The sequence below is a fragment of the Streptomyces sp. NPDC037301 genome (assembly GCF_055602785.1).
This window is the reverse complement of record NZ_JBVJWD010000005.1, coordinates 312,937-327,445: the sequence shown is the minus strand read 5'-3', so window position 1 is coordinate 327,445 and position 14,509 is coordinate 312,937. Positions and strand designations below refer to the sequence as shown.

The window sequence follows — 14,509 nt, the reverse complement described above, 5'->3', positions numbered from 1 at the left end:
CCGGTGGGCTTACTTGCGGTGGAAGGGGTGCAGCAGGTCGGACAGGTGCCAGTGATGCGTCGCACCCGCGGGTGCGACGGTCGCCGCCACGGCCTCATCCTCCCGGGCGCCGATGTCCTCGCTCGCCGGCCGCGTCGACGTGTGGAGCAACTGCTGGACGGTCGAGACCCGGCCGGCCCGCATGATCCGGACCACGTGTCCGCCGCAGTTCGTGCAGGTCGGCCTGGAAAGGGGTGAGGGCACCCGCTCGCCGTCCGCCTTGCATATGACGAAATCGTTGTTGGCACCGTCGACGTGGTGCTCTATCTCGTAGGCCTGCTCCCAGCCGTATCCGCACCTCATGCAAGCGAAGGCATACGCCTCGTGCACGGTGGTTGCTGCGCTCTCGCTCATGCTCGCTCCTTCGTCCGTCGGACAAGCACTCCGGAGAGTGCGTCCCTGGTCCAGTGGACGCCGCTATCGGCGGGAACGCATCAGGCCCTGTCGAGTGTTGGAGCGGATTTGGCCTTCTCGTGGCAGAAAGGCCCGGTGCGCGGCTCGTGCTTTGCCTTTTACGTTAGTCCTTTGCCCTCGCCTGGGCCGGTTCGCGCCGCATTCTTTGCTGCAACGACCGCGTCGAAGACTTCGCGCTTGGGTAGCCCCGCATCTGCGGCAACAGCGGCAATGGCCTCCTTGCGCCGCTCCCCCGCCTCCTCGCGCACCTGCACCCTGCGTACCAGCTCCGCGGCGTCCAGTTCTTCGGGCCCGGAATCGGCCGCGCCCTCGACGACCACGGTGATCTCGCCGCGTACCCCTTCGGCCGCCCAGACCGCCAGCTCGCCCAGCGGGCCGCGCTTCACTTCCTCGTACGTCTTGGTCAGCTCCCGGCACACGGCCGCCCGGCGGTCGGCGCCGAAGACCTCGGCCATCGCCGCGAGGGTGTCGTCGAGCCGGTGCGGGGCCTCGAAGAAGACCATGGTGCGGCGCTCGTCGGCGACCTCGCGCAGTCTGCCGAGCCGTTCGCCCGCCTTTCGCGGAAGGAAGCCCTCGAAGCAGAAACGGTCGACGGGCAGCGCGGACAGGGCAAGAGCCGTGAGCACCGCGGACGGGCCGGGGACCGCGGTGACCTTGATGTCCTTCTCCACGGCTGCGGCCACGAGCCGGTAGCCGGGATCGGAGACGGACGGCATCCCGGCGTCCGTGACCAGCAGGACGCGGGCGCCGCCGGTCAGTGCCTCGACGAGTTCGGGCGTACGGGCCGACTCATTGCCCTCGAAGTAGGAGACGACCCGCCCCGTGGTGTGGATGCCGAGCGCCTGCGTGAGGCGGCGCAGCCGTCGGGTGTCCTCGGCGGCGACCACATCGGCCGTCTCCAGTTCGGCGGCGAGGCGTGGCGGGGCGTCCGCCACATCGCCGATGGGGGTTCCTGCGAGTACCAGCGTTCCAGTCGTTCCAGTCACATGAGTCATCCTCCCAGCACGGGCGACAGCGCTCGCACAGATGCGTTCCCTACGATGGCGCGGTGACGAGTACTGCGCCCGAAGCCCGGCAGGGCCAAGACGCCGGGGAACCGCACGGCGAAGAGCCGACATCCTGGCAGCAGCGGCTGCGCCGCTTCGGCCATTCGCCCCGGCCCGGAATCGGGCTGCGTGAACGGCTGGTTCCGCCGTACACCCGCCCCGGCACCCAGTTGTGGGCGCTGCTCGGGATCTCTCCGCCCATGGCCGAGCGCCTGGTGCGGTGGTCCGCCTGGGGCGGCCCGCTGCTGGTGGCACTGGTCGCCGGGGTGCTGCGGTTCTGGAACCTGGGCAGTCCGCACGCGCTGATATTCGACGAGACGTACTACGCCAAGGATTCCTGGGCGCTGATCAACCAGGGGTACGAGGGGAACTGGCCCAAGGACATCGACAAGCTGATCCTCGACGATCCGTCGAAGGTGCACGTCCCGGTGGATCCGGGCTATGTGGTGCACCCACCGGTCGGCAAGTGGATCATCGGGATCGGCGAGCAGATCTTCGGTTTCACGCCGTTCGGCTGGCGGTTCATGGTGGCCGTGCTCGGCACGCTGTCGGTGCTGATGCTGTGCCGGATCGGGCGGCGGATGTTCCGCTCGACGTTCCTGGGGTGCCTGGCCGGCACACTGCTCGCCGTCGACGGTCTGCACTTCGTGATGAGCCGCGCCGCGCTGCTCGACCTGGTGCTGATGTTCTTCGTGCTGGCGGCGTTCGGCGCCCTGCTGATCGACCGCGACTGGGCGCGGCGCCGCCTCGCCGCCGCGCTGCCGGTCGACGAGGAGGGTGTGCTGCGCCCCGATGCCGGAGTCGCGGAGAATCTGCGGCTGGGCTGGCGTCCGTGGCGGCTCACCGCCGGCCTGATGCTGGGGCTGGCCTTCGCCACCAAGTGGAACGGCCTGTACATCCTGGTCGGTTTCGGTCTGATGACGGTGCTGTGGGATGTGGGCGCGCGCCGGACCGCGGGTGCGGTTCGCCCGTACACGGCCGTGCTGAAGCGGGATCTGCTGCCGGCGTTCGTCTCGACGGTCCCGGTCGCGATCCTCACGTACATCGTCTCCTGGACCGGCTGGATCGTCACCGACAAGGGCTACTACCGGAACTGGGCTCAGACCGACGGCAGGGGCGGCAACTGGACGTGGTTGCCGGACTGGCTGCGCAGCCTGTGGCACTACGAGTACCAGGTCTACGAATTCCATGTGAATCTGACGTCCGGCCACACCTACCAGTCCAATCCGTGGAGCTGGATCGTGCTCGGCCGGCCCGTCTCGTACTTCTGGGAGGAGCAGCCGGGCTGCGCGGCGTCGGAGACCGGCAAGTGCTCCCGCGAGGTGCTGGCCATCGGGACGCCGCTGCTGTGGTGGGCGGCGTGCTTCGCCCTGGTGTACGTGCTGTGGCGCTGGTTCTTCCGGCGCGACTGGCGGGCGGGGGCGATCGCCTGCGGTGTGGCGGCGGGCTGGCTGCCCTGGTTCTTCTACCAGGAGCGGACGATCTTCCTCTTCTACGCGGTCGTGTTCGTGCCGTTCCTGTGTCTGGCGGTCACGATGATGATCGGCGCGATGCTGGGTCCGGCGGCGGGGACCGGGGCCGAGCGGGAGCTCGGCCTGATGACCGGCGATCCGTCGGGGGAACGGCGGCGGACGCTGGGGGCGATCGCGGCGGGTGTGCTGGTGTTGCTGATCATCTGGAATTTCATTTATTTCTGGCCGATCTACACGGGCACGCCGATCCCCGACGGTTCGTGGCGCGACCGGATGTGGCTGGACACCTGGATCTAGCTGGGCAGGAGCACCAAGAGGCCGCAGTCATCGACTGCGGCCTCTTGGTGATTGTTGGCCATCATCGGTGCCCATCGGCCGCCCGCGGACGGCCCACGGACGGCCCGGCGGTCGGCCCAGGGAACGGCTCTGACACCCGCGTGACACCTGACACCGTCACGGGGGCCGTGACACCCAAACCCGTAGGCGGGAGCGGGTGTCACTATCGTGCGACAGCGAAGATTGATTCATTGCCAACGAAGTTTGGCCGCAGGGTGAGGGTTGATGAGCCGCCGTATATCCCAAGGTGTCCTGGTCGTCGGGTCGATCGGCGCTCTGATCAACATCGTGGACGCGATCGGGACGGGGCGTCTGGAGCCGCACGATGCCTTCGCCGCGCTGGTCGTGCTCGGTGCGGGTGGTGAACTGCTCGAAGAGCGGAGGCCCAGGGCCGCGAAGGCGCTGTACGCCGTGGCGTCGGTGCTGCTGGTGGTTGCCGGATCCGTCGCGGGGGCCAGGGCGTGGGCCTCGTTCTTCAGGGGCGCGGCCTATGACTGGCTCGACCTCGGACTCGGGGTTCTGGTCGTGCTCTACGTGGCCGTCGGCGCGGGTCAGCTGCTCGCGCACCTGTCCCGCAGAGCATCGCGGTCTCGTAGAAATGCCGGCATGCTCAGCGAGTAGCAAGCCAGGCCGCGCCACTGCTTGAGCTTGTTGATGCAGCGTTCGACGGGCATCCGCCGGGGCGGACGCCCTCTCAAGATCGCAGTCTGACCACCCGGCGAACCAATGCGGTCACGGCACTAGCCGCCGCAGGTCAGGTCCTTCGCGGGCAGCCGGCCCGTCGTCAAGTACCGCGTGACGCCGGCGTCCGCACAGGACGGGCCGGCCACCACCACGCCGTGGCCCTCACCGCCGGCCACCGTGACCATCCGCGCACCGTGCAGCGCCCGCCGCATGCCCTGTGCCATGGCCAGCGTCGCCTGCGGGTCCCACTGGTTCTGCACGATCAGCGCGTTGACGTCGTTGCTCACCACGGTGGCCGGTTCGCTTCCCGCCGACTTCCAGAACGCGCACGGCTGAATGTTGGCCCCCAGGTCGCCGGCCAGCGGGTACTTGGCTCGGTCTCGGATCGCGTCCCGGCGGTACTGCTCGGGGTTGCGCGGCCAGCTGCGGGTGTCGCCGCAGAAGACGGCCCACACGGCGGCGGACTGGTTGTCCGCCGGAACGTCCGCACCGAACGCCCCCGCCCCCGCTTCGGCGGACCGGACCGGGACGGAGTCGGGCACCGCCGACGCGGTCGGCGTGGGCGGCGCGGGCGGTCCGCCCGCGGCCGCGGTCTTCAACGCGACGATCCACGGGGTGACGGTCGCGACGTGGACGAACGCACCGTACTCGGAACGGATGGCGCCGCCGCTGAGCGCCCCGCCCGTCGTCGGGACGGGCGTGCGGTCGGCGCGGGCGATGAGCTCCCCGTACGTCTTCCGGACCTCCGCCGGAGTCGGGCCCAGCCCGTACGTGGCGTTGCGCGCGGCGGCCCACTCGGTCCACCGGGTGAAGGCGAGTTCGGCCCCCGCCGACCACCCCCGGAACAGCCCTCGCCACGCGAGCGTCGGATCGAGCGCGCTGTCGAGCACGAACCGGTCCGAATGCCGGGGGAACATCTGCGTGTAGACGGCGCCCAGGTACGTGCCGTACGAGTACCCGAAGTAGGAGATCTTCCTCTCTCCCAGTGCCGCCCGGACGACGTCCATGTCCCGTGCCGTGTTGCGGGTGGTGATGTGCGGCAGCACGTCCCCCACCTTGGCCCAGCACTTGTCGGCCACTGTCCGGGCCCGGGCCACGTCCTTCGCGAACGTCCTTGCGGTGTAGGGGTGCTGGAAGGTCTGTTCGTCGCCCGTCAGGTCGCAGCCGATCGGCGAGCTCTGCCCGACCCCGCGCGGGTCGAAGCCGACCAGGTCGAACCGCTCTCGTACCTCCGCCGGCAGCAGCGGCTCCATCTCCACGGGCATGGTCAGCCCCGGAACGCCCGGGCCCCCGGGATTCATCAGCAGCACGCCGTGCCGCTCCTTCGCGCTGCCCGCCTTGATCCGCGATATCGCGAGGTCGATCTTCCGGCCCCCGGGGTCGCTGTAGTCCAGCGGCACCTTGACCTTCGCGCACTCGAACTCCGCCGGCCGGCCCGTATCGCAGCGCTCCCAACGGAGTTTCTGCTGCGCGTACTGCTGGAGCGGATCCCCCGCCGCGGACGCCGTCACGGGGGTGAGCGCTGCCATCACGGTCGTCACCGCGCCGACCGTCAGCACGGAAATCGTTCGTCCGCCTCGTAGAGCCATGCCAGTCCTCTGTACAGAATCAGTGTCTCGGATGGCCTCCAGTCTCTGTTCCGCCCCACTCGTACCTCGTACTGCGCGGGGATGGGCTCGTGATCCAACCTGTGGCGTACGACGACGCACCGACGTCCTGCTGGAGTCCTGCTCCTTGTCGTTCATCGGTCCGGGTAGGCGGCCGATCGGCCACCTGCCGGCCGTCACGCCGTGGACCCCCCGGCCCGCAGCACGACGATGGCACAGGCGGCCGCAGCGCCGACGGCGCGGCCGATCGCTGTGTCGTCGGCGCCCGAGCAAGAGCGGGTGAACACGGTTGCCGCGTTCCGGCATCCGCCGGGCTGGGTGACGACGCCGACCTTGTTGCGCACCACGCCGACCGGGCTGCCGCTCCTCGCGACCGCCCACACCGGCGGACGGAAGCCAACGACAAGGCGGTGTCGATCCGTTGACGCCCCACCACCGTCCGCACCCACACGCAGACAGCAGGAGCCCGGTGTGATCGGCCCATGCAGTAGTTCGGCCGTGTCGCGGGCGGTGGTACGGGTGGAGCGACGCGGGTCGAGCGCCCGACCGGTGGCCAAGTTCTTGTCGGCGGCGAGCTCCGGGAGCGGCGGTGGCGGGCCAGGCCGGCGCGTCGGCCCACTCGGCGCGGCCTCCCTTTCTTCCGGCTTGTCGGATCAGCACGCGGATCCCCCGCCCCCTAGGGGTTAGGGGAGGGATACCCGGCATCGCGCGTCCAGCCAGATCCAAGCCGCACCCGCGTCATTCCATGGACAGCACACCAGGTCTTCGGTGTGCGCGGCGCACTGCCCAAGCATCTGCGGGCGACCGTGGACGTGGCGAGCGGGTGTGGTCTCCGACAGGGCGAGGTGTTCGGGCTCTCCGAAGACGAGCCGGACTACGAAGGCGGCCGGCTCGCTGTCGGGCATCAGCTCAAGCGCATCCGCGGGAAGTTCGTCTTCGCGCTCCCGACGGGCGGCAAGGTTCGCGACGTTCCCTTGCGCTCTACCGTGGCTGACGCTCTCAAGACGCATGCGAAGGAACATCCGCCTATCAGGGTCACGCTGCCCTGGCGAACGCCGGACGGTCCCTCGTGACGAAGCCGTTCCTCTTCACCGGCTCTGCCGGCCGTCACGTCAGGGTGAGCTACTTCAACGACTTCATGTGGAAGCCCGCCCTCGCGGCCGTGGGCATGATCCCCGAGCCCGAGGAAGGCGAGCGGTACGCGCCCGCTCCCGAGCACGGGATGCACGCGCTGAGGCACTTCTACGCCTCCGTGCTCGGACGCAGGGGAGAGCATCCGGGCCCTGAGTCAGTACCTCGGTCACGCGGATCCCGGCTTCACGCTGCGCACGTACACCCACCTGATGCCGAGCAGCGGGGGACGCACCCGAAAGGCCGTGGAAGCCCCGTACAGCACCCCTCGGGCCCATGATCACGGCCCAGAGGCGGCCCAGTAGGCGTTGAACGGCCCCGTCCGGCAGGGAAACCGCTGGTCGGGTCCGCCTGCGCCGCCATGCGCGAGGCTTCATTTATTTCTGGCCCATTTACTACGGGGACGCCCATTCCCGACGGGTCCTTGCGGGACCGAATGTGGCCGGATACCTGGATTTGACCGGCACACCTTGACTTGACCGTCATATTCATGCCGCATGTATCGCGTTCCTATAACAACCATCTCGACTGTCACCGCCGTCCCGTAGTGTGCCCGGCAGCATCCCCTTGAACGCGTTCAAGGGGAACTCCTGGGGAGGGGGACTGCAGGGATGCGCAGTGGAGCGAAGGTTGCGATAGTCGGCGGAGTGTTCGCGGTCGTGGTCGGCGGGGTGGGCTACGCGGCGTACAACGTTCTGGACGGCCTGAACGGCGGTGGCGGCGACGGCACGGACAGCAAGTCCACCTCCGCCGAAGTGAAGACGGGGCCGGTCACCAAGGCGGAGATCGACGACGCGTCGATGAAGTTCCTCAAAGCCTGGGCGAGCGGTGACGCGGCCGCCGCGTCCCAGCTCACCAACAACGCGGCCGAGGCCGAAACGGCCCTGACCGGCTACCGCGAGAGCGCCCATGTCACCACGGCGGTGATCACTCCGGGCCCGGCGGTCGGCACGAAGGTGCCGTACACGGTGAAGGCGACCGTGTCGTTCGAGGGGAAGTCCAAGCCCTGGTCGTACTCCTCCGAACTGACCGTGGCGCGCGGCCTGACCACCGGCAGGCCGCTGGTCGACTGGGCCCCCACCGTGATCCACCCGGATCTCACGGCCGGTGCGTCGCTCAAGACCGGTGAGGCGTCGACGCCGTCGATCGAGGCCGTCGACCACAACAACAAGGTGCTCACCAAGGAGAAGTACCCCTCCCTGGGGCCGATCCTGGACGCACTGCGCGAGAAGTACGGGGAGAAGGCCGGCGGCACCGCGGGCATCGAGACCTGGATCGAGAACGCGGACGCGGACGGCCCGAACAAGACTCTGCTGACGCTCACCAAGGGCAGGCCGGGCAAGCTGCAGACGACACTGGACGCGAACGCCCAGGCGGCGGCCGAGGTGGCCGTGAAGAAGTTCAACCAGGCCTCGGTGGTCGCGGTCCGGCCGTCCACGGGCGCGATCCGCGCGGTCGCCAACAATCCGGCCACCGGGTTCAACGCGGCGATGCAGGGCAAGCAGGCGCCCGGATCGACGATGAAGATCGTGACGGCGGCGATGCTGATCGAGAAGGGCCTCACTTCGGCCAACCAGAAGATCGAGTGCCCGCCGACCGTGATGTACCAGGGCAGCACCTTCCAGAACCTGGACGGCTTCTCGATTCCCGACGGCACTCTGACGACCAGCTTCGCCCGTTCCTGCAACACCGCCTTCATCAAGCTGATCGACGAGACGAAGGACGACGCGGCGCTCGCCAAGGAGGCCCGCGACGTCTTCGGAATCGGACTGGACTGGCAGACCGGCGTCGTGTCCTTCGACGGCAGCGTGCCCGAGGCCACCGGGGGCGAGGCGGCCGCCCAGTACATCGGTCAGGGCACGGTCCAGATGAACGCCCTCAACATGGCGTCCATCACCGCCACCGCGAAGAACGGCACCTTCCGCCAGCCGATCCTCGTGGACCGGGACCTCGACGGCCGGCAGCTCGCCACCGCCTCCCGGTCGCTGTCCCCGTCCGTCTCCCAGCAGCTCACCAACATGATGCGCCAGACCGCGAGTTGGGGCACCGGAAAGAACGCGATGGCCTCGGTCGGCGGCGACAAGGGCGCCAAGACGGGCTCGGCGGAGGTCGACGGCCAGGCCACGTCCAACAGCTGGTTCACCGGCTTCAGCAACGACCTCGCAGCCGCGGCGGTCGTCCAGTCCGGCGGCCACGGCGGCGACGCGGCCGGACCCGTGGTGGCGGCGGTACTGCGCGCGGGTTCATGACGCAGCCGCACGCGGGGCCGTCGGCGCGTCGGGACTCTTCCGGATGCGGCCGGCGGCCCGCGCCGCCCCGCCGCCTGTTCCTCGCCGCGGCTTCGGCCACGCGCGGGTGACCATTAAGGGCACCATGCGTGTCGGGTTCGCCTTCCCGACCCCGGCCGCTCAACGCGGCCGCGACCTGGCGGAAGGCCTTCGGCCATCACCCGCTGTTCGCGTTCGTCGACCACGGCCGGGCAGGGTCCGGCGAGCCCGTCGGCGCTCTGCTGCGGCCGGGGTCTTGTGGGTGGCCGACGGATGCCGGGCCGCCGCGCCAGGCTGGACTTTCGTCGTTGGCCGTCGCGACCAATGGCCGGCTCGGAGCGGGTTGAGAGGGTCTTAACGTAGCCGGGTGACTCGTGTGGAATCTACGGCCCTTAAAGCATCGGCTCGCCAGGCACTGGCGGCGAGGCTGCGTTCGGCGACCCCGCGGCTGACTGCCCCGGGCAGGGCTCTCTTGGCCCCCGGAATGTGGTCTCCCTGGCGCATCGTGGGCGAATCGCTGCTGAGCGTAGTGTTCGGGCTGCTGGGAGCAGGTCTCGCGGCCCTGGACCACGGCGGCACCGTACGGATCGCTGCCGCCGGGCTGGCGATCGCAGCGCTGTCACTCTTGCGCCGGACGCTGCCCGCGACCGTGCTTCTGGTGACCGCCGTCGGCTCTGTCCTGTTCGGCGGTCTCGCTCCGTTGGTCCTTGTCGCCGCATGGTCGGCGGGGCGGCGGATCGACGTGGTCGGCAAGGCCGTCGGCACCTTCGCCCTCGCATACGTCCTCAACCTCGGTCTGGCAGTCGTGCAGGCGCTGCCTCACCTCTCACTGCCCCGCTTGGTCTTCAGCGTTCTGTGGCCGCTGGTCGCGATCATCGCGCCCGGCCTGGCCGGCCTCTACCGGTCGCAGCACCATACGCTGACCGACACCCTCCGGGAGTACGACGCCCAGCAGCAACGCGAGCGCGCGATGATCGCCGGACAGGCCCGGGCGCGGGAGCGTCAGCGCATTGCGCAGGACATGCACGACAGCCTCGGCCATCAGCTGGTGCTCATCTCGGTGCACGCGGGCGCGCTGGAGGTGGACCGCGAGCTGACCGGACGGCAGCGGGAGGCAGTGGGGGTGCTGCGCGAGGCGTCGGTGGCCGCGATGCACGAGCTGCGCGAGGTGGTACAGGTGATGCGCGACAGCACGGAGGCCCCACACGAGGACCGCACCACCCCAGGCGTCGCGGCTGCGGCGGCGGAGGACACCACGGCGCTGTCGCGCGGGGTGGCGGGCATCGAGGACCTGGTAGGAACGTCCCGGAGCGCGGGCGCGGCCGTGGAGCTGCGGCACTCCGGCGAGCCGTGCCCGCTCCCCCCGACCGCCGATCACGCGGCGTACCGCATCGTCCAAGAGGGCCTGACCAACGCCCACAAGCACGCCCCGGGCGCCCCGATCACCGTCGAGCTGCGGTATGAGCCGGACTCGCTGGTGGTGGAGATCGCCAACGGACCCGCAACCGGGACGACGGACAACGGCCGGGGCGTGGTGAGCGGCGGCCAGGGGCTGACCGGGCTCGGTGAGCGGACCCGGCTCATCGGGGGCATGGCGCACGCGGGCCCGACGGCGGACGGCGGCTTCCGGCTGGCGGGCGTACTGCCGTACCCATCGCCGGAAGGCGGTGTCCCGAGCCCCGCGCCCGGCAACGTGGCGACGACGTTCGTCGATCCAACAGGCGCCTTTTGGCAGCAGACCCCGGGGGACTCCTTGGACGAGGGTGGTCCTGTCATGAACGGGAACGGTCTGAAGGAGCTGACCAAGGCAATGAGCAGGAAGAACGGAAGCGGCATAGCCATCGGCTGCGGGATGGCGGTACTGATCCCTCTGCTGCTGGTGATCGCCGCCGTCGGCGTCGGGGGATACCTCCTCCTGAACAAGGCGGAAAAGGCCAGGATCGAGCCGAAGCAGTACGACGCGGTGAAGGTGGGCCAGTCCGAGACAGAGATCCGCAAGCAGTTGCCCAAGGAGAACCGCTTCCTGACCGACGGCCTGGAAATGGGTGCGCCGCCCGTGCCCAAGGGCGCGAAGTGCCTCAGCCTGACTTCCACGGAGTCGAGCAGCAATCCGGACATGGAGCCGGTCTTCCGGTTCTGCTTCAAGGACGGCAAGTTGACCGAGAAGAAGTCCTTCGAGGTGAGGAACTGAGGAGTGTCGGGCGCTCGATCAGGGATGATGGCGAGTGACCGCAGGTAGACACTCAAGGACCGCGCAGGGGAGTCATGATCAGGGTTCTCGTCACGGATGACGAGCCGCTCATCCGGGCAGGCGTCAGGATGATTCTCTCCTCCGCCGACGACATCGAAGTCGTCGCCGAGGCGGAGAACGGCCGTGAGGCGGTCGAACTGGCCCAGACCCGCCGCGTGGACGTCGTGCTGCTCGACATCCAGATGCCGGTCATGGACGGACTGACGGCCCTGGACGAGCTGCACCGGACCGTGCCTGACACGCGGGTGCTGATCCTGACAACCTTCGGGGAACAGCAGAACGTACTGCGCGCCCTGACCGGGGGCAGCGTGGGCTTTCTACTCAAGGACTCGGCGCCCGCGGAACTCATGCGCGCGGTCCGGGCTGCCGCAGCCGGAGACGCGTACCTGTCGCCGGGTGCCACCCGCCGTGTCGTGGACTCGTTCGCGTCCAGCCAGAGCGCTCACCGTGCCGAGCAGGCCCGCCGCCGGCTGGACGCGCTGACCAACCGCGAGCTGGAGGTCCTGGCGCTGCTGGGTGAGGGCCTGTCCAACGCGGACGCCGGTCAGCGGATCCATATGAGCGAGGCCACGGTCAAATCGTACGTGAGCCGGATCCTGACCAAGCTGGACTGCCAGAACCGAGTGCAGGCCGCACTGCTGGCACGAGACGCCGACCTGGGAACCTGACCACACCACTCGATGACGTTGATGCAGAGCCCGCTGCCCGGTGGCCGGCCTGCTGCGGCCCGGGAACGCGGGCAGCAACACCGCCGCCGACCACATCGCTACGGCCCAGCTGCCGAAGCAGTACCGGCGGGGACGCCGGACGCTGATTCGTACCGACTCCGGAGGTGGAACACACGCGTTCACAGCCTGGCTCGCCCAGCGGGGCAGATGGCTGTCGTACTCGGTCGGCATGACCATCACTGACGTCATCCATCAGGCCGTCCTCAAGGTCCCGCCCGCCGCGAGGACGGTGGCCGTCGAGCCGGGTGGCGAGATCCGCGACGGCGCCTGGGTCGCCGAACTCGACGGTGACGTCCTCAAGGGCTGGCCGCAGGGTATGCGGCTGATCGTCCGCAAGGAACGCCCGCACCCCGGAGCGCAGTTGCGCTTCACCGATGCCGACGGACTGCGGCTCACCGCGTTCGCCAACCGGTATGTCGTCCCCATCAGCCCGAGGCTGCTGTGGCGCACCACGACCACCGACCGGGACCTGCTCGGCTTCGAGTACGTCACCGTCCGCGGAGCAGACGGGAGGCCCTCTACTCCCCCGAAACCGCCTGCCGGAAGCCCGAGTTCACCGCGGTCAGCCCGCCGTCCACGCGCAGCGTCGTCCCCGTGATCCAGGCCGCGTCGCGCGAGGCGAGGAACGCGACGGCGGACGCGATGTCGTCGGGCTCGCCGACCCGGCCGAGCGGGTAGAGGCCGCTCACCCGGGACAGTTCCGCGTCGCGGCCCGTCCAGGCGTCGGTGCGGATCGTGCCGGGTGCGACCATGTTGACGCGTACGCCGCGCGGTCCCGCATGGCCCGCCAGGGTACGGGTCAGGCTGCCCAGGCCCGCCTTGGCCGCGCTGTAGGCGTGATTACCGAAGTCCTGTTCGCCGTTGACCGAGCCGATGTTGACGATCGCGCCCCGGCCGGAGGCCACCAGGTGCGGGAGGGCGGCGCGGGCACAGCGGTACGGTCCGGTGAGTGTGATGTCCAGGTCTCGCTGCCAGACCTCGTCGGGCTCGTCCTCGAAGAACGGGGCGTCGGGGGCACAGGCGTACGCGTTGTTCACCAGCACATCGAGGGAGCCGAAGGCGGCGACGGCGTGGGCCACCGCGGCCTCGACCGCGGCCCGGTCGCCCACGTCGCAGGGCAGCGACTCGGCGGTCGCGCCCGTTTCGCGTATCTCCGCGGCGGTGCGTGCGGCGCGGTCGCCGTCCAGGTCGGTGACCAGGACGCGCGCGCCCTCCGAGGCCAGCCGGCGGGCCGTGGCCGCACCGATGCCCTGTCCTGCTCCGGTGATGAGTACGCCGTAACCGTCGAACCGTGAACCAGCAGAGTGATGAGGCGTCATAGCGCCGACCGTACTGCCCTGACCAGGGCCTGGGCACGGGGATCGGCGGTGACTCCCTTCTGCAGACCGTTCGTCACATAGCCCAGCGCGATACCGGATTCGGGGTCGGCGAATCCGAGCGAGCCACCCCGGCCGGGGTGGCCGAACGAGCCGGGGGCCAGCAGCGGGGCCGCCGGGCCGTGCAGCATGTAGCCGAGGCCGAAGCGGGTGCTGACGACCAGGACCCGGTCCGGGCCCGCCGACTCCTCGGTGCGGGCGAGGGTGAGCGTGGCCGGGGCGAACAGTCGGTGGCCGTCGACCGGGCCGATCATCGCGGCGTAGCAGCGGGCCAGCGCGCGGGCGGTGGCGATGCCGTTGGAGGCGGGGAGTTCGGCCACCCGGTAGGCGGGGTCGTTCTCGTCGGGGAGGGGGTCGATGGCCCCGAAGGCGCGGCGGGTGAGGGACTCAGGGTCGCGGTAGGCATCGACGACGGACCGCTTGGGGCGCATCCTCAGGGCGCCGCCGTTGCCCGCGTCGGCCGGGGGTTCGACGGGCCCGATCCGGCCCACCCGGTGCGCCTCTTCCGCCGGGAGGCCGAACCAGAAGTCCAGGCCGAGCGGGCGGGCGATCTCCTCGGCGACCCAGCGGCCGACGGTGCGGCCGGTGACCCGGCGCACCAGTTCGCCTATGAGCCAGCTGTAGGTCTGGGCGTGGTAGCCGTGGTCGGTGCCGGGTTCCCACTGAGGGCGCTGGGCCGCGACGGCCTGTGGCCCGGAGATCCCGCCGGCCGCCTCGGAGGGGGTCAGCGGGCAGTCGAGGGCGGGGATGCCGGCCCGGTGGGCGAGGAGGTGGCGGACAAGCACACGTTCCTTGCCGGCCGCCTTGAACTCCGGCCAGTACGTGCCGACCGGGGCGTCGAGGTCGACCTGGCCGCGCTGATGCAGCATCAGCGGTACGGCGGCGGCGATGCCCTTGCCCGCCGAGCGGACGATCTGCACGGTGTCGACGGCCCACGGTTCGACGCCGTCGACGTCTCTCGTGCCGGCCCACAGATCGACGACCTTGCGCCCGTCCCGGTAGACCGCGACGGCCGCACCGCGTTCGCCGCGCTGCTCGAAGTTACGGATGAAAGCATCCCGGACCGGTTCGAATCCGGCCGCCACCGTGCCCCGTACGTCCACGCCTGCTCCTGCGCTCCCGCTCATCCCCCCATGGTGCATCCCACCGCAGGTCGAA

General features: G+C 69.9%; 12 protein-coding genes and 1 pseudogene. 7 read left to right on the top strand and 6 right to left on the bottom strand.

Annotated elements, in window-relative coordinates; all coding sequences use genetic code 11:
- Positions 1–9 precede the first annotated feature (9 nt).
- Positions 10–393 (bottom strand): hypothetical protein, encoded by a 384-nt coding sequence (locus tag ACZ7IB_RS12150; protein ID WP_470911788.1) that lies wholly within the window; start codon positions 391–393, stop codon positions 10–12.
- Between the two features lie 158 nt (positions 394–551).
- Positions 552–1,448, bottom strand: coding sequence for a 16S rRNA (cytidine(1402)-2'-O)-methyltransferase (gene rsmI, locus ACZ7IB_RS12145; protein WP_470911786.1), 897 nt, complete (start codon positions 1,446–1,448; stop codon positions 552–554).
- Between the two features lie 53 nt (positions 1,449–1,501).
- Between rsmI and ACZ7IB_RS12140 the strand changes: the two genes are divergently transcribed.
- Together ACZ7IB_RS12140 and ACZ7IB_RS12135 are read left to right on the top strand one after the other, a co-directional pair.
- Positions 1,502–3,268: a dolichyl-phosphate-mannose--protein mannosyltransferase gene (locus ACZ7IB_RS12140; protein WP_470911785.1), complete on the top strand. Its 1,767-nt coding sequence runs from the start codon at positions 1,502–1,504 to the stop codon at positions 3,266–3,268.
- 264 nt (positions 3,269–3,532) lie between these two features.
- A complete protein-coding gene (locus tag ACZ7IB_RS12135; RefSeq protein WP_470911783.1) occupies positions 3,533–3,928 on the top strand; it encodes a hypothetical protein in 396 nt (131 codons plus the stop codon).
- 119 nt (positions 3,929–4,047) lie between these two features.
- Here ACZ7IB_RS12135 and ACZ7IB_RS12130 read toward each other — a convergent pair whose 3' ends face one another.
- Together ACZ7IB_RS12130 and ACZ7IB_RS12125 are read right to left on the bottom strand one after the other, a co-directional pair.
- Entirely contained in the window at positions 4,048–5,532 is a 1,485-nt protein-coding gene (locus ACZ7IB_RS12130) for an alpha/beta hydrolase (protein ID WP_470911782.1), read from the bottom strand.
- Between the two features lie 242 nt (positions 5,533–5,774).
- Positions 5,775–5,981, bottom strand: a complete 207-nt coding sequence (locus tag ACZ7IB_RS12125; RefSeq protein ID WP_470911779.1) for a hypothetical protein — start codon at positions 5,979–5,981, stop codon at positions 5,775–5,777.
- Positions 5,982–6,368: 387 nt separating this feature from the next.
- Here ACZ7IB_RS12125 and ACZ7IB_RS12120 point away from each other — a divergent pair, with 387 nt between their 5' ends.
- From ACZ7IB_RS12120 to ACZ7IB_RS12100, 5 genes and pseudogenes are all read left to right on the top strand, one after another.
- Positions 6,369–6,671 (top strand): site-specific integrase, encoded by a 303-nt coding sequence (locus ACZ7IB_RS12120; protein WP_470911777.1) that lies wholly within the window; start codon positions 6,369–6,371, stop codon positions 6,669–6,671.
- A 669-nt stretch (positions 6,672–7,340) separates the two neighbouring features.
- Entirely contained in the window at positions 7,341–8,978 is a 1,638-nt protein-coding gene (locus tag ACZ7IB_RS12115) for a penicillin-binding transpeptidase domain-containing protein (protein ID WP_470911774.1), read from the top strand.
- Positions 8,979–9,480: 502 nt separating this feature from the next.
- Positions 9,481–11,187 carry a sensor histidine kinase gene (locus tag ACZ7IB_RS12110; protein WP_470911773.1) on the top strand — a complete coding sequence of 569 codons (1,707 nt, stop codon included), beginning with the start codon at positions 9,481–9,483 and terminating at the stop codon, positions 11,185–11,187.
- Positions 11,188–11,261: 74 nt separating this feature from the next.
- Positions 11,262–11,915 carry a response regulator transcription factor gene (locus ACZ7IB_RS12105; RefSeq protein ID WP_470911771.1) on the top strand — a complete coding sequence of 218 codons (654 nt, stop codon included), beginning with the start codon at positions 11,262–11,264 and terminating at the stop codon, positions 11,913–11,915.
- Between the two features lie 37 nt (positions 11,916–11,952).
- Positions 11,953–12,381, top strand: a pseudogene (locus ACZ7IB_RS12100) (transposase); the annotation flags it as partial.
- Positions 12,382–12,493: 112 nt separating this feature from the next.
- On the opposite strand, the gene ACZ7IB_RS12095 reads toward ACZ7IB_RS12100, so the two are convergent.
- Together ACZ7IB_RS12095 and ACZ7IB_RS12090 are read right to left on the bottom strand one after the other, a co-directional pair.
- A complete protein-coding gene (locus ACZ7IB_RS12095; RefSeq protein ID WP_470911769.1) occupies positions 12,494–13,294 on the bottom strand; it encodes an SDR family NAD(P)-dependent oxidoreductase in 801 nt (266 codons plus the stop codon).
- Entirely contained in the window at positions 13,291–14,454 is a 1,164-nt protein-coding gene (locus ACZ7IB_RS12090) for a serine hydrolase domain-containing protein (protein WP_470911872.1), read from the bottom strand. Before ACZ7IB_RS12090 ends, ACZ7IB_RS12095 begins: the two co-directional genes overlap by 4 nt.
- Positions 14,455–14,509: the final 55 nt, after the last annotated feature.

Coding starts and splice junctions, on each gene's coding strand:
- ACZ7IB_RS12135 (WP_470911783.1), top strand. CDS start 3,533: ATGAGCCGCCGTATATCCCAAGGTGTCCTGGTCGTCGGGTCGATCGGC.
- ACZ7IB_RS12105 (WP_470911771.1), top strand. CDS start 11,262: ATGATCAGGGTTCTCGTCACGGATGACGAGCCGCTCATCCGGGCAGGC.
- rsmI (WP_470911786.1), bottom strand. CDS start 1,448: ATGACTCATGTGACTGGAACGACTGGAACGCTGGTACTCGCAGGAACC.
- ACZ7IB_RS12150 (WP_470911788.1), bottom strand. CDS start 393: ATGAGCGAGAGCGCAGCAACCACCGTGCACGAGGCGTATGCCTTCGCT.
- ACZ7IB_RS12115 (WP_470911774.1), top strand. CDS start 7,341: ATGCGCAGTGGAGCGAAGGTTGCGATAGTCGGCGGAGTGTTCGCGGTC.
- ACZ7IB_RS12095 (WP_470911769.1), bottom strand. CDS start 13,294: ATGACGCCTCATCACTCTGCTGGTTCACGGTTCGACGGTTACGGCGTA.
- ACZ7IB_RS12110 (WP_470911773.1), top strand. CDS start 9,481: ATGTGGTCTCCCTGGCGCATCGTGGGCGAATCGCTGCTGAGCGTAGTG.